Source organism: Nocardioides baculatus (genome assembly GCF_016735675.1).
Taxonomy (GTDB): Bacteria; Actinomycetota; Actinomycetes; order Propionibacteriales; family Nocardioidaceae; genus Nocardioides; species Nocardioides baculatus.
The window spans coordinates 764,927-782,150 of the sequence record NZ_JAERSG010000002.1 but is presented as its reverse complement, the minus strand read 5'-3'; the positions used below and the strand labels follow the sequence as shown (position 1 = coordinate 782,150).

The 17,224-nt window shown below is 70.9% G+C and carries 21 protein-coding genes, 1 tRNA gene and 1 riboswitch; of the genes, 7 read left to right on the top strand and 15 right to left on the bottom strand.

Translation table 11 applies throughout. The features are described from left to right. Positions 1–27: 27 nt before the first annotated feature. From JI751_RS09620 to JI751_RS09610, 3 genes are all read right to left on the bottom strand, one after another. Positions 28–240, bottom strand: a complete 213-nt coding sequence (locus JI751_RS09620) for a large ribosomal subunit protein bL35 (protein ID WP_129473670.1) — start codon at positions 238–240, stop codon at positions 28–30. Between the two features lie 108 nt (positions 241–348). Then, positions 349–1,089: a translation initiation factor IF-3 gene (gene infC, locus JI751_RS09615; protein ID WP_201935761.1), complete on the bottom strand. Its 741-nt coding sequence runs from the start codon at positions 1,087–1,089 to the stop codon at positions 349–351. Positions 1,090–1,348: 259 nt separating this feature from the next. Continuing rightward, positions 1,349–1,909 carry an SseB family protein gene (locus tag JI751_RS09610; RefSeq protein ID WP_307814048.1) on the bottom strand — a complete coding sequence of 187 codons (561 nt, stop codon included), beginning with the start codon at positions 1,907–1,909 and terminating at the stop codon, positions 1,349–1,351. A 46-nt stretch (positions 1,910–1,955) separates the two neighbouring features. Here JI751_RS09610 and JI751_RS09605 point away from each other — a divergent pair, with 46 nt between their 5' ends. Genes JI751_RS09605 through JI751_RS09595 form a run of 3 tightly spaced genes read left to right on the top strand, consistent with a single transcriptional unit; the run spans position 1,956 to position 4,187 of the window. Beyond that, positions 1,956–2,414 carry a hypothetical protein gene (locus tag JI751_RS09605; RefSeq protein WP_201935759.1) on the top strand — a complete coding sequence of 153 codons (459 nt, stop codon included), beginning with the start codon at positions 1,956–1,958 and terminating at the stop codon, positions 2,412–2,414. Continuing rightward, positions 2,411–3,628: an amino acid deaminase/aldolase gene (locus tag JI751_RS09600; protein ID WP_201935757.1), complete on the top strand. Its 1,218-nt coding sequence runs from the start codon at positions 2,411–2,413 to the stop codon at positions 3,626–3,628. The genes JI751_RS09605 and JI751_RS09600 overlap by 4 nt, the downstream gene beginning before the upstream one ends. 1 nt (position 3,629) lies before the next feature. Beyond that, positions 3,630–4,187, top strand: coding sequence for a uridine kinase family protein (locus JI751_RS09595; protein ID WP_201935756.1), 558 nt, complete (start codon positions 3,630–3,632; stop codon positions 4,185–4,187). Positions 4,188–4,199: 12 nt separating this feature from the next. Here JI751_RS09595 and JI751_RS09590 read toward each other — a convergent pair whose 3' ends face one another. Beyond that, complete coding sequence (locus JI751_RS09590) at positions 4,200–5,150, bottom strand: GNAT family N-acetyltransferase (RefSeq protein ID WP_201935755.1); 951 nt, start codon at positions 5,148–5,150, stop codon at positions 4,200–4,202. Between the two features lie 33 nt (positions 5,151–5,183). Here JI751_RS09590 and JI751_RS09585 point away from each other — a divergent pair, with 33 nt between their 5' ends. After that, positions 5,184–6,092 carry an aldose 1-epimerase family protein gene (locus tag JI751_RS09585; protein ID WP_201935754.1) on the top strand — a complete coding sequence of 303 codons (909 nt, stop codon included), beginning with the start codon at positions 5,184–5,186 and terminating at the stop codon, positions 6,090–6,092. 9 nt (positions 6,093–6,101) lie between these two features. Here JI751_RS09585 and JI751_RS09580 read toward each other — a convergent pair whose 3' ends face one another. The 4 genes from JI751_RS09580 to JI751_RS09565 are packed head-to-tail and all read right to left on the bottom strand — an operon-like array spanning position 6,102 to position 8,541. After that, positions 6,102–6,902 carry a class I SAM-dependent methyltransferase gene (locus JI751_RS09580; protein WP_201935753.1) on the bottom strand — a complete coding sequence of 267 codons (801 nt, stop codon included), beginning with the start codon at positions 6,900–6,902 and terminating at the stop codon, positions 6,102–6,104. Between the two features lie 55 nt (positions 6,903–6,957). Then, a complete protein-coding gene (locus tag JI751_RS09575) occupies positions 6,958–7,437 on the bottom strand; it encodes a PH domain-containing protein (RefSeq protein ID WP_201935752.1) in 480 nt (159 codons plus the stop codon). Beyond that, positions 7,421–8,266 carry an ATP phosphoribosyltransferase gene (gene hisG / locus JI751_RS09570; RefSeq protein ID WP_201935750.1) on the bottom strand — a complete coding sequence of 282 codons (846 nt, stop codon included), beginning with the start codon at positions 8,264–8,266 and terminating at the stop codon, positions 7,421–7,423. Before hisG ends, JI751_RS09575 begins: the two co-directional genes overlap by 17 nt. Positions 8,267–8,277: 11 nt before the next feature. Further along, positions 8,278–8,541: a phosphoribosyl-ATP diphosphatase gene (locus JI751_RS09565; protein ID WP_129424718.1), complete on the bottom strand. Its 264-nt coding sequence runs from the start codon at positions 8,539–8,541 to the stop codon at positions 8,278–8,280. A gap of 105 nt (positions 8,542–8,646) precedes the next feature. Between JI751_RS09565 and JI751_RS09560 the strand changes: the two genes are divergently transcribed. Next, a complete protein-coding gene (locus JI751_RS09560; protein WP_236665855.1) occupies positions 8,647–8,901 on the top strand; it encodes a DUF3072 domain-containing protein in 255 nt (84 codons plus the stop codon). Positions 8,902–8,911: 10 nt separating this feature from the next. Here JI751_RS09560 and ribH read toward each other — a convergent pair whose 3' ends face one another. From ribH to JI751_RS09530, 6 genes are all read right to left on the bottom strand, one after another. Next, positions 8,912–9,385, bottom strand: a complete 474-nt coding sequence (gene ribH / locus JI751_RS09555) for a 6,7-dimethyl-8-ribityllumazine synthase (RefSeq protein ID WP_201935748.1) — start codon at positions 9,383–9,385, stop codon at positions 8,912–8,914. Then, a complete protein-coding gene (locus JI751_RS09550) occupies positions 9,382–10,614 on the bottom strand; it encodes a bifunctional 3,4-dihydroxy-2-butanone-4-phosphate synthase/GTP cyclohydrolase II (RefSeq protein ID WP_201935745.1) in 1,233 nt (410 codons plus the stop codon). Before JI751_RS09550 ends, ribH begins: the two co-directional genes overlap by 4 nt. Next, positions 10,611–11,312, bottom strand: a complete 702-nt coding sequence (gene pnuC, locus JI751_RS09545; protein WP_201935743.1) for a nicotinamide riboside transporter PnuC — start codon at positions 11,310–11,312, stop codon at positions 10,611–10,613. Before pnuC ends, JI751_RS09550 begins: the two co-directional genes overlap by 4 nt. Continuing rightward, on the bottom strand, positions 11,312–11,938 hold the full coding sequence (locus JI751_RS09540; RefSeq protein ID WP_201935741.1) for a riboflavin synthase: 627 nt from the start codon (positions 11,936–11,938) through the stop codon (positions 11,312–11,314). Before JI751_RS09540 ends, pnuC begins: the two co-directional genes overlap by 1 nt. Beyond that, complete coding sequence (gene ribD / locus JI751_RS09535) at positions 11,938–12,990, bottom strand: bifunctional diaminohydroxyphosphoribosylaminopyrimidine deaminase/5-amino-6-(5-phosphoribosylamino)uracil reductase RibD (protein ID WP_236665854.1); 1,053 nt, start codon at positions 12,988–12,990, stop codon at positions 11,938–11,940. Before ribD ends, JI751_RS09540 begins: the two co-directional genes overlap by 1 nt. Positions 12,991–13,072: 82 nt before the next feature. Next, a riboswitch (FMN riboswitch) is annotated at positions 13,073–13,202 on the bottom strand. A gap of 172 nt (positions 13,203–13,374) precedes the next feature. Next, positions 13,375–14,706 carry a M20/M25/M40 family metallo-hydrolase gene (locus JI751_RS09530; RefSeq protein ID WP_201935739.1) on the bottom strand — a complete coding sequence of 444 codons (1,332 nt, stop codon included), beginning with the start codon at positions 14,704–14,706 and terminating at the stop codon, positions 13,375–13,377. Positions 14,707–14,787: 81 nt separating this feature from the next. On the opposite strand from JI751_RS09530, the gene JI751_RS09525 reads away from it, so the two are divergent. Together JI751_RS09525 and JI751_RS09520 are read left to right on the top strand one after the other, a co-directional pair. Beyond that, positions 14,788–14,873, top strand: a tRNA-Leu gene (locus JI751_RS09525). A 128-nt stretch (positions 14,874–15,001) separates the two neighbouring features. After that, a complete protein-coding gene (locus tag JI751_RS09520) occupies positions 15,002–15,505 on the top strand; it encodes a hypothetical protein (protein ID WP_201935737.1) in 504 nt (167 codons plus the stop codon). A gap of 69 nt (positions 15,506–15,574) precedes the next feature. Here JI751_RS09520 and JI751_RS09515 read toward each other — a convergent pair whose 3' ends face one another. Next, on the bottom strand, positions 15,575–17,158 hold the full coding sequence (locus JI751_RS09515; protein ID WP_236665853.1) for an amino acid permease: 1,584 nt from the start codon (positions 17,156–17,158) through the stop codon (positions 15,575–15,577). Positions 17,159–17,224 lie beyond the last annotated feature (66 nt).

The window sequence follows — 17,224 nt, the reverse complement described above, 5'->3', positions numbered from 1 at the left end:
CTGAGCCAGCCACCGAGGGGAGGAGGCTCAGATGCCGAGCATCTTCTTGGCGCGGGCGACGTCGCTCTTCTCGAGCTCGACCATGCCGGCGTTGCGACGGTGCTTCTTGCGGCTGCCCGTGGTCGGCGCGGACGCGAACGCAGCACCGGACTTGCGGCCGGCCTGCAGACGCATGATCTTGCCCGAGCCGGTCACCTTGAAGCGCTTCTTCGCGCCCGAGTGGGTCTTGTTCTTCGGCATGTCTGCCTCAACTTCCTTTTACGTGGTTCTGGGTTGATGTGACGCCGATCGAGGTGCTTGATGTGACGACTTCGTCGCCACCCACTTCGATCGAGTCCTTCGCTTCGCTCAGGCCTCGATCTCGGGATCCAGGTTCTCGGAGCGGCGACGCTCCTTCTTCTGCGCCACGGGGCCGGCTGCGTGCGCTGCCTCGCGCTCCGCGTCCTCCTCGGCCTTCGCGGCGGCGCGGGCCTCGGCCTTGGTGGCCCGGGCGGCGTCGGCGTCGATCTTGGCGTCGGCCTTCTTCTTGTGCGGGCCGATGACCATGGTCATGTTGCGGCCGTCCTGCTTGGGCGAGGACTCGACGAAGCCGAGCTCCTGCACGTCCTCGGCGAGCTTCTGCAGCAGGCGGAAGCCCAGCTCGGGACGGTGCTGCTCGCGACCGCGGAACATGATCGTGATCTTCACCTTGTCGCCCGCGCCGAGGAACCGCACGACGTGACCCTTCTTGGTCTCGTAGTCGTGGGAGTCGATCTTCGGACGAAGCTTCATCTCCTTGATGATCACGTTCGTCTGGTTGCGACGGGCCTCGCGCGCCTTCTGGGCGTTCTCGTACTTGAACTTGCCGTAGTCCATGAGCTTGCAGACCGGGGGGCGTCCCTGCGGGGCGATCTCGACGAGGTCGAGGTCGGCCTCCTGGGCCAGCTTGAGTGCCTGGTCGGTCGGCACGATCCCAACGGTCTCACCGTTGGGTCCGACGAGCCGGACCTCGGGTACGCGGATCCGCTCGTTGATGCGCAGCTCGGTGCTGATGCTTCCTCCAGTGGTTCGGGTGGGTGGGAGCCGCTCCTGGCTCCTCACCCTCGACATGTCGTCGAACCGGTGGGGAAATGCAGAAGGCTCCCGCTGTGTGCCAAGCGGGAGCCAGTCGTCACGCGTCTCCCCTCTCGGGGAAACTGCTGTCCCACACCTGCGACGTACGCAGCTGTGGCACTGGACCGGGACCCGACGATCTGTGGTGCAGGGCGATCGGTGCGGGTGGGAGACGGTGGTGCTTGCCTCCGCTTGGCGGGATCGGTGTCGCAAGAACTTCTGCGGCACTGATCGGTCAACACGGAAGACTAGCGGATCATTCCGGCTCGGACCCAATTCCCGACCTGGCCTGCGGCTCCATCCAGCCGTGGCCCTCACCGACGCCGACCAGGCGCCATCCGGCCGCAAGGCGGGTCAGGTCGTCGCCCTCCACGACGTACGTCACCGGGCCGGCGAGGTCGACCAGCAGCGCCTCGGCGCCGTCCTGGATCGCCGCGGTGGCGGCCGTCACCGTCGTGACGGGCACGGGACGTGCGTCCGGGTCCCAGCGGGTCATCGACTCGAGCGAGGTGAACGCGAGCAGTCCCGTGCTCCCGTCGGCGGCGCGGACGAGGACGGCTGCCATGTCGGACGACTTGTCGTGGGCGAGACCCTGCTCGTCGAGCTCGACCTCGCCGAGCACCGCGACCACCGGCACCAGCAGGCGCGCGTCCTGGAGCACGGCGAGCACCGCCCCGGACGACGCCGCCCCGGCCTGGTGCGAGGCCAGCACACGGGCGAGCGCCGGGTCGCCGGCTCCGGCGTCGTCGGCGAAGCCGGGGTCCGGGATCGTCCGCACCAGCGGCTCGGCGTCCGGTCGGGAAGGGTCGTGGTCCACGGCGCCATTGTCCCGGAGGCGTGGACCGTTGTGGGACTCTGGCCCCGTGGAAGGGACAACCTGGGCCGCACTGACCGCCGCACTCACCATCGCCGGGGCGATCTGGACGTGGATCGCGTTCCGTCGCCGGGGCGCGGCCAACGGGCTGCGTGCCCTGGGATTCACCCTGCTCCCGGCCGCCGCCTGGCTGACCGGGACGCTCGAGATGGTCGTCGAGATCGCGGGCTCGGTGACGGACTGGGCGACCAGCCTGGTCTTCAACGTCCTCACCTGGAGCGGCGTCGGCCTTGCCGGGCTCGCGTTGCTGCTCTTCGTCGTCAGCGGCTTCATCCGGGACCGCCAGCTCGCCCGTGGGCAGGCGGCCGGCGGCACGGCTGCCGCGGACCCGGCCACGTCGAGCGGCCGCGAGCTGCCGCCCACGTCCCCGCGCTCGAAGGGCGGCTCGCCCATCGACGACGAGATGGCCGACATCGAGGCGCTGCTGAAGAAGCGCGGCATCGAGTGAGCGACCACTTCGTCGACCGCAACCGCCTGTGGTCGCGGCTCGACGCTGCGGTCGCGGCCCTCCCGGAGCCACCTCCGACCCCGATCGCGGTCGTCGACCTCGACGCGTTCGACGCGAACGCCGCGGACCTCGTACGTCGTGCCGGCGGCAAGCCGATCCGGGTCGCGTCGAAGTCGCTGCGCGTCCCCGCCCTGATCTCGCGCGCGCTCGCGCACGAGGGCTTCGCCGGCGTCCTGGCCTACACGCTCGCCGAGGCCCTCTGGCTGCACGAGTCCGGGGTCAGCGACGACATCGTCGTGGCCTACCCGACGGTCGACGCGGCCGCACTGCGCCGGTTGACCTCCTCCCCCGATGCCGCCGGCGCGATCACGCTGATGGTCGACGACCCCGCCCACCTCGCGGTGATCGACGCCGCCCGCTCGGGTGACGCCGTCGAGGTGAGGATCGCCCTCGACCTCGACGCCGGGCTCCGGCTGGGCCGCCAGCACATCGGCCCGAAGCGCTCGCCGCTCTTCGACACCGCCGACGTCGTCGCGATGGCCCGCCGCGTCCACGAGCACGACGGCGTACGCCTGGTGGGCGTGATGACCTACGAGGGGCAGGTCGCCGGCGTCCAGGACGACGTCCCGGACCAGCGCACCAAGTCCCTGCTCGTACGCCGGCTCAAGCAGGCGTCGATGGCGCAGCTCGAGGTCCGCCGGCGCGAGATCTCCGACGCGCTCGCGGCCGTCATCACCCTCGAGTTCTGGAACGGCGGCGGCTCGGGCTCGGTCGAGGCCACTGCCGCCGACCCCGCCGTCACCGAGGTCGCCGCGGGCTCCGGGCTGCTGGTGCCCGGCATCTTCGACCACTACGCGTCCTTCGACCCGCACCCGGCGGCGTACTTCGGGCTCCGGGTCACCCGCAAGCCCACGCCGGCCATGGCGACGGTCCACGGCGGCGGCCTGATCGCGAGCGGCGCGACGGGCGAGGACCGCTCCCCCGTCCCCTGGGCGCCGCCCGGCCTCCACCTCACGGGCCTGGAGGGCGCCGGCGAGGTCCAGACGCCCCTCACCGGGCACCCCGCGGCGCTGCTGCGGATCGGCGACCTGGTGTGGTTCCGGCACGCCAAGTCGGGCGAGCTGTTCGAGCACGTCCGCGACGTCCACCTGGTCAGCGGCGAGTCGGTCACCGAGGTGGTCCCGTCCTACCGCGGCTGCGGCCTCGCCTTCTGACGTGCCTGCCGACCCCACGCTGGTCGCCCGCGACGTCGCCGACCGCGTCCTCTCCGCGCCGCCGACCCTGGGCACGGGACGCCTGGTCTGCGTGGACGGGCCGGCAGGGTCGGGCAAGACGACCCTCGCGGACGCCCTGGGCGCGACGTCGGACGACGCGGTCGTCATCCACTGCGACGAGCTGCTCCTGGGCTGGGGCGGGCTCCCCGGCCTCGCTGCGACGGTCGAGACGCTCCTGACCCCGCTCGCGGAGGGGCGGCCCAGCCGGTGGACGCGGTGGGACTGGCTGGCGGACGACTGGGCCGAGTCCCACCTCGTCGAGCCCGGCGGGCTGCTCGTCCTGGAGGGCGTGGGCTCGTGGTCGCCCGCGATCGCGCACCTGGTCGGGATGCTGGTCTGGGTCGAGGCCGACCTCGGGCTGCGGCTCGACCGGGGCATGGCCCGCGACGGCGAGGCGATGCGCGAGCACTGGGTGCGCTGGCAGGTCGAGGAGCGCGAGCTCCACACCACCCACCGCACCCGCGACCACGCCGACCTGGTCGTGTCGACCGACGGCTGACCACCCGGCGGGCTACTCGTCGAGGTGGTAGGAGTCCTGGCGGTAGCGCTGACGGAAGCCGGCCCGCTCGTAGATGCCGAGCGCCCCCGTCGGGTTGGCGGTGTCGACGTTGAGGCTGGCGACCTGGTAGCCGGCCTCCTGGCTCAGGTGGAGGACCCGGCCGAGCAGGGCCGTCGCGAGCCCCCGGCCCCGGTACGCCGGCAGGGTGCCGACGTAGGCGATGTGGATCTCCCGGTCCGAGCCGCCGGAGGGCGCGACGGCGTACTCGTGCGGGTAGACGTAGCCGGCGACGTCGCCGCTGACGGTCCGGGCGACGGCCGAGAGGTGGTGCCGGCTGTGCGCGGCGGTGACCATGAAGGTGTTCCAGAACTCCTCGCCGGTCCCGGTGAACTCCGGGTAGTCGGCGAACGCGTCGTTGTGGGCCAGGCGCAGCTCGTCGGCGCGTACCGGGTCGAACGGCTCGACCACGAGGCCGGGCGGCAGCTCGGGAGCAGGCAAAGGTCCCGACAGGTCGGCCACCATGAAGAAGCTGTGGCGTCCCGGCTCGAAGCCCGCGCTCCGCAGCAGCCCGACCTGGTCGTCACGGCCCTCGAGGGCGGCGGAGGCGTAGCGGGCACCGACGTCCGGGGCGACCGACGTGTGGATCCGGCGCCCGGCGTCGAGGGCGCGCTGGAGCATGAGCGTGCCGATCCCCTGCCCCAGGCGCGCGGGGTCCACGTCCCCGAAGAGGATGAACCTGTGCCCCGCGGCGTGCGGGCGGCCGGGCAGCAGCGTGGTGAAGCCGACCAGGTCGCCGCCGTCGAAGGCACCGTCGAAGACCGAGTCCGGCTGCCCCGCCATGATCTCGCGGATCTCGCCGGCCGCGAGGCAGAACTGCGTCGGGTGGTCGCCCTCGACCCGCAGCATCAGCGCCGCGAGGAGGTCGGCGTCCTCAGGGGTGAGGTAGCGGGTGGTGATCCCCATGACGGAACGGTAGCCACGTCTAGGGTGGCCGTCATGGTGTTTCCGAGCGGCGACCAGTTCGAGATCTCGGCGGCGGGCTACGTCGCCGTGGTGACCGAGAGCGGCGCCGCGCTTCGGCTGCTGCGGCACCACGGCCGCGACCTGGTGCACGGGTTCGCGGAGACCGAGATGTCCAGCGGCGGCCGCGGCCAGCTGCTGATGCCGTGGCCCAACCGGATCCGCGACGGGCGCTACTCCTTCGGTGGGCGGGACCTCCAGCTCGGCCTCACCGACCCCTCGAAGGGCAACGCGTCGCACGGCCTCGCGCGCTGGGCTGCGTGGACGCTCGAGGAGCACACCGACACGTCGGTATCGCTCGTCTACCGGGTGATGGCGCAGACCGGCTACCCGTGGGCCCTCGACCTGCACGTGCTCTACGACCTGTCCGCCGACGGCCTCGTCGTCACCCAGACCGCCACCAATCTCTCGCCCGAGCCCGCGCCGTACGCCAGCGGCGCGCACCCCTACCTCGCCGTCGGCTCCGCGATCGACGACCTCGACCTGCTGGTGCCTGCTCGCACCCGCCTGCTCGTCGACGAGCGCCAGCTCCCCGTCGGCACGGAGCCGGTGGCCGGGGCGTACGACTTCACCTCGGCCCGCCGCATCGGCGACGGCGTGCTCGACGACGGGTACGGCGACCTGGTGCACGAGGACGGCCGCTGCACCGTGACCCTGACGGACCCGGTCAGCGGGCGCGGGGTGGCGCTGTGGGTCGACGAGCACCACCGGTGGCTCCAGCTGTTCACACCGCCGGCCGTGGACGGCGTACGCCCCGGGCTTGCGGTCGAGCCGATGACCGCGCCCGCCGACGCCTTCAACTCCGGCACCGACCTCGTCACTCTGGCTCCCGCGGGCACCGGGGGCGACGAGCTCTCGGTGTCGTGGGGCATCCACGCGGCGTGACCCGCAGGCTCAGGACCTCGGGGCGAACACCACGAACGACTGACCCATCGACCCGGCGTCGGTGTACTCGGTGCCGTTCTCCATGGTGATCGGCTCCCGCAGCGGGATCGCGAGCTCGTCGCCGCCGTGGAGCGCGACGATGTCGAGCTCCAGGTGCTCGGCGAACGCCACGAGAGCATCACGACTGAGGAACTGGTCGAGCGGCTTGTCCGCGAACGGGTCCTCGTAGTTCTGCTCGAACACCGCCCAGTGCGCCGGCACGCTGAACTCCAGGAACGACACGATGATCCGGCCGGTCGGCTTCACCACCCTCTTCGCAGCGCGCAGGTAGCGGTAGGAGTGCTCGTGGCGCAGGTGGGTCATCACGCTGAAGAAGCACACGATGTCGGCCGAGTCCTTCGGCGCCGGGATCCGCAGGTCCTCGACCACGCGGAACTTCCAGTCGGGCCGGCCGACGAGCTTGCGCGCGTACTTGACCAGCTGCGGCACCACGTCGGTGCCCGTGTAGTGGCCGTTGTCGTCGAGGTAGGAGGCCAGGGGCAGGGCCAGTCGTCCGGAACCGCAGCCCACGTCGACCACGACCCCGTCGGGCCGGAGCCCGTGCGCGACCAGCAGGTCACGCTGGATCAGGCCCATCGTGTCGAAGTTGCCACCGATCGCCTCGCGGATGCCCTTCTCCGCGTCGTCGGAATCGAGGTGGTTGGCCACGTAGGCCCGATAGCTCGCGCCGCGGTCGGCACCCGCCTCAGGCCGGGACGTTCCGGCCGCCTGCGACTCGTCCACTGACTTCTTCTGGCGCTTGGCCCTCATCACGTGTCACATCCCCCTCATGCCCTGCGTCGCCGGTCGTGTGCGACGGGAGACACTACCCCCCGTCCCGCCCCACCCGGTCGATGAGGGCACGCACCTGACGTACGCCGTCGGTGGCGCGCCGGCCGTCCGAGCCCTGGAGCGCCATCGCCGAGATCGTCGTGCCGTCGGCCAGGTCGAGGGTCGCCCATGGTGCACCGTCGGGCAGGTGGATCGCGAGGACCTGCTCCCAGTCGAGCTGGCGGGTGCGGAAGCCGTTGACGACGACCAGCGCCTCCATCTCGGCGGTCACCCGGGCCCGCGCGAGCGCCCAGCCGCACGTGGCGAGGCCGGCACCCATCAGCAGCACGGTGATGCGCTGGAGCAGGTTGAACCGCTCACGGACGGAGTCGTCGAAGCCGAACCAGGCAGCGGCGCAGACCGCGACGAGCATCAGGCCGAAGCCGATCACCGCGATGCGTACGCCGAAGGGGCGCCACGTCCGCGGCAGCGACGGCAGCGAGGGCACCGCCCGGGGCTCAGAGTCGGCAGGCATGGATGTCGGTGAGCAGGATGGCGCGGGCGCCGATCGACCAGAGGTCGTCCATCAGGCGCTGCGACCCGGCGCGCGGCACCATCACCCGGACGGCCACCCAGCCGGGCTTGCCGAGCGGCGAGATCGTCGGACCCTCGCGGCCCGGTGCGAGCGCGGTCGCCGCGTCGAGGTGGGACTCCTCGATGTCGTAGTCCATCATCACGAAGCTGCGCGCGACCATGACGCCCTCGATGCGGCGCTGGAAGATGTCGAACTCCTCGGGCACCTCCCCGCCGCGCGTGATGAGCACGGCCTGCGAGTCGAGGATGACCTCGCCGAAGGTCTCGAGCCCGGCGGCCCGCAGCGTCGACCCGGTCTCGACGACGTCGGCGATGACGTCGGCGACCCCGAGCTGGATGCTGGTCTCGACCGCACCGTCGAGGCGGGTGACGGTCGCGTCGATGCCGTTGCGGAACAGGTGGTCCTCGACCACGCCGACGTAGGACGTCGCGATCCGCAACCCGTTGAGGTCGGCCAGCGACGAGTAGCGCCCGACGGGACCGGCGAAGTGGAAGCGCGAGCGACCGAAGCCGAGGCTCATCACCTCGTCGGCCTTGGCGCCGGAGTCGAGGAGCAGGTCGCGGCCGGTGATCCCGGCGTCGAGGGTGCCCTCGCCGACGTAGAGCGCGATGTCGCGCGGGCGGAGGTAGAAGAACTCGACGTCGTTCTCGTGGTCGACGAGCGCGAGCTCCTTGGAGTCGGTGCGCTGGCGGTAGCCCGACTCACGGAGGATCTCGGTGGCGGCGAGGGACAGCGATCCCTTGTTGGGGACGGCGATGCGAAGGGTCATCCGGGTCTCACTCAGAGGTGTGCGTAGACGTCGTCGAGGGTCAGGCCGGAGGCGAGCATGAGCACCTGCGCGTGGTAGAGCAGCTGGCTGATCTCCAGCGCCGTCGCGTCCTTGCCCTCGTGCTCGGCGGCCATCCAGGACTCGGCGGCCTCCTCCAGGAGCTTCTTGCCGATGGCATGGACGCCGGCGTCGAGCTGCTGCACGGTGCCGGACCCCTCGGGGCGCTCCGCGGCCTTGGTGGACAGCTCTGCCCACAGGTCCTCGAACGTCTTCACGGTGGGCAAGCCTACGGCGCTCCGTGCCGTGACGCGTCATCGGACCCGTGCGCGGACCACCCGAGTGGGGGTTGCGTCGTCGGTGGTGCGGGCTAGTGTCGAGACATGACTGATTCGAACATGCATTCGGACGACCCGACCACCACGACCGGCGAGACCCTCGGCGGCCCGCAGGGTGACTCGACGCGGAAGGACCCCGACGAGTGGGTCACCGGCGACGAGCCGATGACCGGCGCCCAGCGCAGCTACCTCGACACGCTCGCCCGCGAGGCCGGCGAGGAGATCTCGGCCGACCTCACCAAGGCCGAGGCGTCCGAGCACATCGAGCGCCTCAAGGCGGCCAACGACCGGACGTCCTGAGCGGCAGCCGTCAGCGGTGGGCCGCCAGCACCCGGGCGGTGTCGAGCGCGGCCGCCGTCGCCTCCCAGCCCTTGTCCTCCGCGGACCCCTCGAGGCCGGCGCGGTCGAGGGCCTGCTCCTCGGTGTCGCAGGTGAGCACGCCGAAGCCGACCGGCATGGCGTGGGCGACGCTGACCTGGGTGAGCCCGTCGGTCGCGGCCGAGCAGACGTAGTCGAAGTGTGGCGTGCCACCCCGGATGACGACACCGAGCGCCACCACGGCGTCGTACCCCGCCTTGGCGAGCGCCGAGGCGACGACCGGCAGCTCGAAGGTGCCGGGCACCCGGATCACCTCGGGCTCCCGGATGCCGTACGCAGTCAGGGCGCGGGTCGCGCCGTCGACGAGGCCGTCCATCACCTGGGTGTGCCAGCTCGCGGCGACGACGGCGACCTTCAGGTCGCTGGCGTCGAAGGGCTGGGACGTGGGTGCACCCGCTCCGCTCATGAGGACTCTCCTGTCAGGTCGGGCAGCTCGTGGCCCATCCGGTCGCGCTTGGTCAGCAGGTAGGTGAGGTTGTGGTCGTTGGGGTGCGGCGTCAGCGGCACCCGCTCGGCCACGTGGATCCCGAAGTCGGCCAGGCTCGTGCACTTGTCGGGGTTGTTGGTCATCAAGCGCACCGACGAGACGCCGAGGTCGCGCAGCACCTGCGTCGCGGTGCCGTAGTGGCGCGCGTCGGCCGGCAGGCCGAGGTCGAGGTTGGCGTCGACGGTGTCGCGCCCCTCGTCCTGGAGCTCGTAGGCCTGGAGCTTGGCGAGCAGCCCGATCCCGCGACCTTCGTGGCCGCGGAGGTAGACCACCACTCCCCTGCCCTCGGCCACGACCGCGGCCAGTGCCTCGTCGAGCTGCGGGCCGCAGTCGCACCGCTCGCTGCCGAAGACGTCGCCGGTCAGGCACTCGCTGTGCACGCGCGTGAGCACGGGCTCGTCGCCCGAGATGTCGCCGTGGACGAGTGCGACGTGCTCGCTGTCGTCGATGGTGATGCGGTAGCCGACGGCCGTGAACTCGCCGTGCCGGGTGGGCAGCCGCGTCTCCGCGACGCGGACGACGTGGCGCCCGTGCCGGCGGCGGTAGCGGACGAGGTCCTCGATCGAGATCATCGCCAGGCCGTGCTCGTCGGCGAACTCGCGCAGCTCGGGCCCGCGCTTCATGGTGCCGTCGTCGTTGACGACCTCGACAAGGACGCCGGCCGGTGTCAGCCCGGCGAGCCTGGCCAGGTCGACGGCAGCCTCGGTGTGGCCACGGCGGACCAGCACGCCGCCCTCGCGGTAGCGCAGCGGGAAGACGTGCCCGGGGCGGGTCAGCTCCCACGGCTCGGTCGCCGAGTCGGCGAGCGTGCGCGCGGTGTGGGCGCGGTCGGCGGCGCTGATCCCGGTGCTGACGCCGTCGCGGGCGTCGACCGAGATCGTGTAGGCCGTGCGCAGCTTGTCCTTGTTGTGCGGCGTCATCAGCGGGATCTCGAGCCGCTCGAGCATGTCGCCCGGCATCGGCACGCAGATCACGCCGCTGGAGTGGCGGATCGTGAAGGCCATCAGCTCCGGCGTCGCCTTGGCGGCGGCGAAGATGATGTCGCCCTCGTTCTCGCGGTCCTCGTCGTCGACGACCACGACCGCCTTGCCGGCCGCGATGTCCTCGATGGCCCGCTCGACGGAGTCCAGGCGCACGGTGTCGCTCATACGCGGATCGCCTGCTTGTCGTCGGTGTCGTCGTGGGCGTCCGTCACGGTGCGGGCGTCACGCAGCCAGACGACGAAGCCGATCACGACGAAGACGGCGTAGAAGAGGTACATCCCGGCGGTCGGGTAGTAGCCGGCCTGCACGAGCGTGGTCACGCCCACGACGTCGACGAGGATCCAGATCAGCCAGAACTCGACCCAGCCGCGCGCCATGCCGTACGTCGCCAGCATCGAGCCGGCGAGGATCCACGCCTCGGTCGTCGGCCCCCACGAGCCGAGCACCTGCGTCAGCAGAACGTACGCCGCTGCGTAGCCGACGACGCCCATGACGAGCAGCTGGAGCCGCTCGGCGTTGGTCGCCCAGCGCGGTGCGATCGCGCCGCCGTCGGAGGCGCCACCGGCCTGGCGGAGCTGCGACCAGCGCCACCAGCCGTAGACCGAGACGATCGCGAAGAAGACCTGGCGGCCCGCCTGGCCCCAGAGCGGCTCGTCGATCTGGCCGGAGAGCTCGCCGGTCGCGAAGACGGTGAAGAGCAGGACGTTGCCGATCAGGCCGATCGGCCAGGCCCACACGAAGCGCTTCATGCCGAGGATGGCGCTGGCGAGGCCGAAGAGGTTGCCGATCACCTCACGGGCGCCGAGCTCGCCGCCGGGGACGGGGATGGTGCCGTGGACGAGCCACTCGAGGACGTCGTTCATCAGAGTTCCTTGTTCTGCAGGGGTGCGGGGGTGGGGAGGTAACCGCCGAGGAGCTTCTCGACGTGCTTGGCGATGACGTCGGCCTCGAGGTTGACCAGGTCGCCGACGCGGCGGCTGCCGAGCGTCGTGCGCGCCAGGGTCTCGGGGATGAGGCTGACCGTGAAGCTGGTCTCGCGGGCCTCGACGACGGTGAGGCTGACGCCGTCGACGGTGATCGAGCCCTTGTCGACGAGGTAGCGCGAGAGGTGGGCGGGCAGGGAGACCTCGACGACGTCCCAGTGCTCGCTGGGCGAGCGGGAGACGATCTCGCCAACGCCGTCGACGTGGCCCTGGACGATGTGCCCGCCGAGCCGCTTGTCGACGGTGACGGCGCGCTCGAGGTTGACCCGGTCACCTGGCGCGACGCCACGCAGCGAGGTCTTGTCGAGCGTCTCCTGCATCAGGTCGGCGGTCCAGCGACCGTCGCCGAGCTCGGACACGGTGAGACAGCAGCCGTTGACGGAGATCGAGTCGCCGAGACCGGTGCCCTCGAGCACGGTGGCCGCCTCGACGGTCAGGCGGATGGCGTCGCCCTGGTCGGTGACCTCGGCGATGGTGCCGAGCTCCTCGACGATGCCGGTGAACATCAGCTGCTCCTGTCGGTGGGGAGAGGGGTCATGGTGAGACGGACGTTGGTGTCCTGGCCGTCGTGGCCCTGCAGCACCGTCACGTCGGAGACGTGGAGGTGGCGGGCGTCGGCGATCGTGGTGATGCCGAGGTCGGCCACCGAGCTCGTGCCGGCGCCGAGCAGCATCGGGGCGACGTAGGCGACGATCTCGTCGACGAGCCCCGCCTCGAGGAAGGCGCGGGCCAGCGTCGGCCCGCCCTCGAGGAAGACGTGCTGGCGGTCACGGGCGAAGAGCGTCGCGAGCGCCTCGCGTGGGTCGCGCGTCCGCAGGTGCACGGTCTCGGCCCTGTCGTTGAGGATCCGCCGGTCCGGAGCGAGGTCGCGCAGCCCCATCACCGCGCGGAGCGGCTGGTGCTCGACCGGCTCGTCGACCTCGTCACGGACGGTGAGCTCGGGGTCGTCGACCTCGACGGTGTGGGTGCCGACGAGCATCGTGTCGCAGAGCCCGCGGAGCCGGTGGGTGTCGAGACGCGCAGCGCGGCTGGAGACCCAGCGGCTGGTGCCGTCGGCTGCGGCGCTGCGGCCGTCGAGGGTGGTCGCGAACTTCCACGTGACGAACGGCCGACCGTGCTCGAGGGCGAAGGTCCAGGTGCGGTTGACCGCTCGCGCCTCGTCGGCGAGCAGGCCGCCGTCGACCTCGATGCCCGCCTCGCGCAGCCGGGCGGCGCCACCCACGGCGACCGGGTTGGTATCGGTCTGCGCGAACACGACCCGGCGTACGCCGGCGGCGACGAGGGCCTCCGAGCACGGTCCGGTCCGGCCGGTGTGGTTGCACGGCTCGAGGGTGACCACGGCGGTCGTGCCGCGCGCGGCATCACCCGCGGCCCGCACGGCCTCGACCTCGGCGTGCGGGTGGCCGGCCCCGCGGTGGAACCCCTCCGCGATCGTCGCTCCCGCGTCGTCGAGGAGCACGCAGCCGACACGCGGGTTGGGGCCGAGGGGGACGCCGGGCGTCACGGCGAGCGCCAGTGCGCGCCGCATGGCGCTGCGCTCTGCCTCGCTGGTCGTCATCTCCGCCTCGGGTCCTCTCGTGGGGACTCCGGGGGGCGGGCGACGGTGGACACACACCCTCGACGGGCATGCGCGGAGCCGTCAGCGTGCACTTCTCATCCGGACTATGACCGTCGGTCCAGGATTTCCACCTGGTCAACCGGCCACTGGCTGTGGTCGGGTCGCGGACTGTGACCGCCGGTGCGGAGTTCCACCGCCCCCAGAGCACGCAAGCTCTTCGTGGTGGCAACTGTGCCACAGCGCGGCGCATTCCCTCACCGATGTCCGGCCGTGACGTGCGCAACACCTTCCGTGGCCCCGGTCGGCGTCGGCGATCACCCCCGGCTGTCCACGGACGTCATACGGACAGGGCAAGCGGATGCCCCGTGCGTATGACGTTGCGGCTCAGATGTCGTCGAGGAACCGGTCGAAGACCCGCGCACCGAACTCGAGCGCATCCACCGGCACGCGCTCGTCGACGCCGTGGAAGAGCGCGGTGAAGTCGAGGTCGGCGGGCAGCCGCAGCGGCGCGAAGCCGTAGGACCGCATGTCGAGCTTGCGGAAGTGCTTGGCGTCGGTGCCGCCGCTCATCAGGAACGGCGCGACGAGGGCGTCGGGGTCCTCGGCCATCAGGCTCCGGGTCATCGCGTCAACCAGGTCGCCGTCGTACGGCGTCTCCCACGGCTGCTGGTGCGACTCGAACTCGATGTCGATGCCGTCGCCGGCGAGCTCGTGGAGGGTCGCGAAGAACTCGTCCTCGTAGCCGGGCAGGAAGCGACCGTCGACCGTGGCGTGGGCGTCGGTCGGGATCACGTTGGTCTTGTAGCCGGCGCGGAGCGTGGTCGGGTTGGCGGTGTTGCGGATGACGGCGCCGAGCATCCTGGCGGCGTCGCCGAACTCCTCGACCAGGGCCTCGGCGTTGGCCGGGGTGGCCTCGGTGCCGGCGAGGTCGCCGATCGTCGCGAGCAGCACCTCCATCGCCGGGGTGAGCCGGACCGGCCACTGGTGGGCGCCGATCCGGTGGACGGCTCCGGACAGCCGGGTCACCGCGTTGTCGGAGTTGATCATCGAGCCGTGCCCGGCGCGGCCGCGGGCGGTGAGGCGCATCCAGGCCATCCCCTTCTCCGCGGCCTCGATCAGGTAGACCCGGCGACCGCGCACGGTGGCGGAGAACCCGCCGACCTCACCGACGGCCTCCGTGCAGTCCGCCAGCAGGTCGGCGTGCTCCTCGACGAGGACCTGGGCGCCGTCGTGGCCGCCGGCCTCCTCGTCGGCGGTGAAGCAGAGCACGACCTCACGGTCGGGCGCCGCGTCGGCCTGGGCGCGGGCCCGGACGACGCTGAGGAGCATCGCGTCGAAGTCCTTCATGTCGACGGCGCCACGGCCCCAGACGTACCCGTCCCTGATCTCCCCGCTGAAGGGGTCGACCTGCCAGTCCGACGCCTCGGCCGGTACGACGTCGAGGTGCCCGTGCAGCAGCAGCGGAGGACGGCCGTCACCGCCACCCCAGCGGGCCACGACGTTGGTGCGACCGGGGCTGCCCTCGATGACCCGGCTCTCGATCCCGACCTCGTCGAGCAGCGTCGCGACGTGCTCGGCGGCCTTGCGCTCCCCCGGTCCGTCGTCGGTCCCGTAGTTGGACGTGTCGATCCGGATGAGCTCCTGGCAGAGCTGCACGACCTCCTTCGCGGGGTCGTACGAGAGGTCCCGGGACGGCTGTGCGGAGGCGGCATCCATGCCGTCCATCCTGCCCCAGAAGTGCACGTCTTCCCCGATGTGAGGTGCAGCGAATCCCTTTGCTACTGTTCTCCAGCACTCGTCCGGGTGGCGGAATTGGCAGACGCGCTAGCTTGAGGTGCTAGTGCCCGTATTAGGGCGTGGGGGTTCAAGTCCCCCCTCGGACACAGATCAGCACGCAAGCCCCAGGTCATCGGCCTGGGGCTTCGTCGTTCTCCGGCGCAACCTTCGCGACGGCCGCGGCGTCCTGATGAGTGACCGGCCGACCAGCGGCCGCCCCCACTCGGGAGACTGCATGCGTCGCACCCTGTCCATCATCGTCCTGGTCGCAGCCCTGCTGCCCGCCGCCTCCGCCGGGGCCGCGACCGAGTCCGTCCGCACGGTCACCTACCGGGGCTTCGGTGCCACCGTGACGCTCGACCACCTCGACCGGATCTCGCGGACGTCGCAGCCGTTCCAGGACTTCGTCGAGCGTCGGCTGACCCGGCTCTGGCAGGACAACGACCCACGCCCGAGGTGCCGTACGGCCGCGACGATGATCGTGAAGACCTGGCGCTCCGACGGCTACGCGCTGATCAGCGACATGGGCAACTTTGCCCCGTGCCCCGGCGGTGGCTACGTGCAGATCGCCGTCCGCACCGACACCGGATGGCGTACGCCGACCAGGCTGGGCGCGCAGGAGCCATTCCGCTGCCGCGTGCTGGGGAGGTACGACGTCCCGGCCTCCGTCGTCCCCGACGGGAAGTGCTTCGCCGGCGAGGAGCTGGTGGCGTACGACGACTGGCGCGCCGACCACTGACAGATCGTGCACACACGCAGAGGACCCCCGGTCGATGACCCGGGGGTCCTCAGCTCGGGGCTCGTCGCGTCAGCTCTCGAAGGCCCTGACGACGTCCTCGTCGATCGTCTTGACCGGCCCCTTGAACCAGTTCTTCGCCGAGACCTGCCACCACAGCAGGAGGAGCAGCAGCACGGCCACGACCATGATCGGGGCGTAGTTGACCGCGGCCCAGTCGAACTCGTCACGCCACGGCGCACCGAACGGCGAGGTCGGCATCATGAGGAAGAAGCCGACGACGATGATCTCGATCACCGCGACGAGGTTCATCCACTTGTACTTGCTGCCGTTGTTCCAGCTGCCGACCTCGAACGAGTCGCCGGCACGCCAGCGCAGGTAGATCGGGATCGCGAAGGAGAAGTAGAGACCGATGACCGACACCGACGTGACCGCGTAGAAGGCCGTCGGGATGCCGTTGACGGACTTCAGCGCGGGCAGCGTGATGAGCGCCCCGAGCACGGCGGCGAAGATCACCGCGTTGGCCGGGGTGCGCGACGCGTTGACCTTGGACCAGTAGCGCGAGCCGGGGACCGCCCTGTCACGGCTGAAGGCGAACATCATCCGCGACGTCGACGTCAGGCAGGCCGTCGCGCAGAACAGCTGCGCGGCCGAGGAGATGAACAGCAGCAGGCCACCCCACGTCGACCCGAGGGCCGTGTCGAAGATGTAGGCCACACCGCCTGCCGGGATGCTCGCGTAGTCCGGGGCGCCGTCGACCTGCGGGATCGCGAAGGTGACCGCGAGCAGCAGGATGTAGCCGCCGACGGCGGAGTAGAAGATCGACTGCCAGATGGCCCTGGCCGCCGTCTTCGCGGCGCCCTGGGTCTCCTCCGACAGGTGCACCGAGGCGTCGAACCCGGTGATCGTGTACTGGGTGAGGATGAATCCGAACGGGATGATCGCGAAGAAGTAGACGAGGCTGCTCGTCGACCCGTCGGCCCACCCGGAGCCGTTGAACTTGTCGGTGAAGACCTGGGACACGCTCAGGTGCTGGTCGGGGACGATGATCAGGACGAGCACGAGGAACGCGGCGCCGGCGACATGCCACCACACCGAGATGTTGTTGATCACGGCGAGCAGGTGGCTGGAGAAGATGTTCACGATGGTGATGAAGGCCAGGATCACCAGGAAGAACACGAACACCACGTTGAGCGAGAACTCGTCCTGCCAGCCCCAGGCGAGGAACGTCAGGTGGAAGAACGTCGCGCAGCCGTAGGCCACGGACGCCGTGACGGCGATGAGGCCGATGAGGTTGAGCCAGCCGGTGAAGAACCCGGCCGCGGGACCGCCGAGCTTGGACGCCCAGTAGTAGATGCCTCCCGAGGTCGGCATGGCCGAGACCAGCTCGGACATCGTGAAGCCGATGATCAGGATGAAGACCGAGATGATCGGCCACGACCACGAGATCGAGACCGGACCGCCGTTCGCGATGCCTGCTCCGTAGGTGGTCAGGCAGCCGGCGAGGATCGAGATGATGGAGAACGAGATCGCGAAGTTCGAGAAGCCGGACCAGGACCGGGCGAGCTCCTGCTTGTAGCCGAGCCTGGCGAGGTGCTCCTCGTCCTCGGTCATGCTGCGCTGGGCAGGGGTCTCGGATGCGGACTCAGCAGACATGGGCACACCTCTCGGGCGTCAAGTGGGTCGTCGGCAACCTAGACCCGCCCTTGCCCGCTTGTGAAT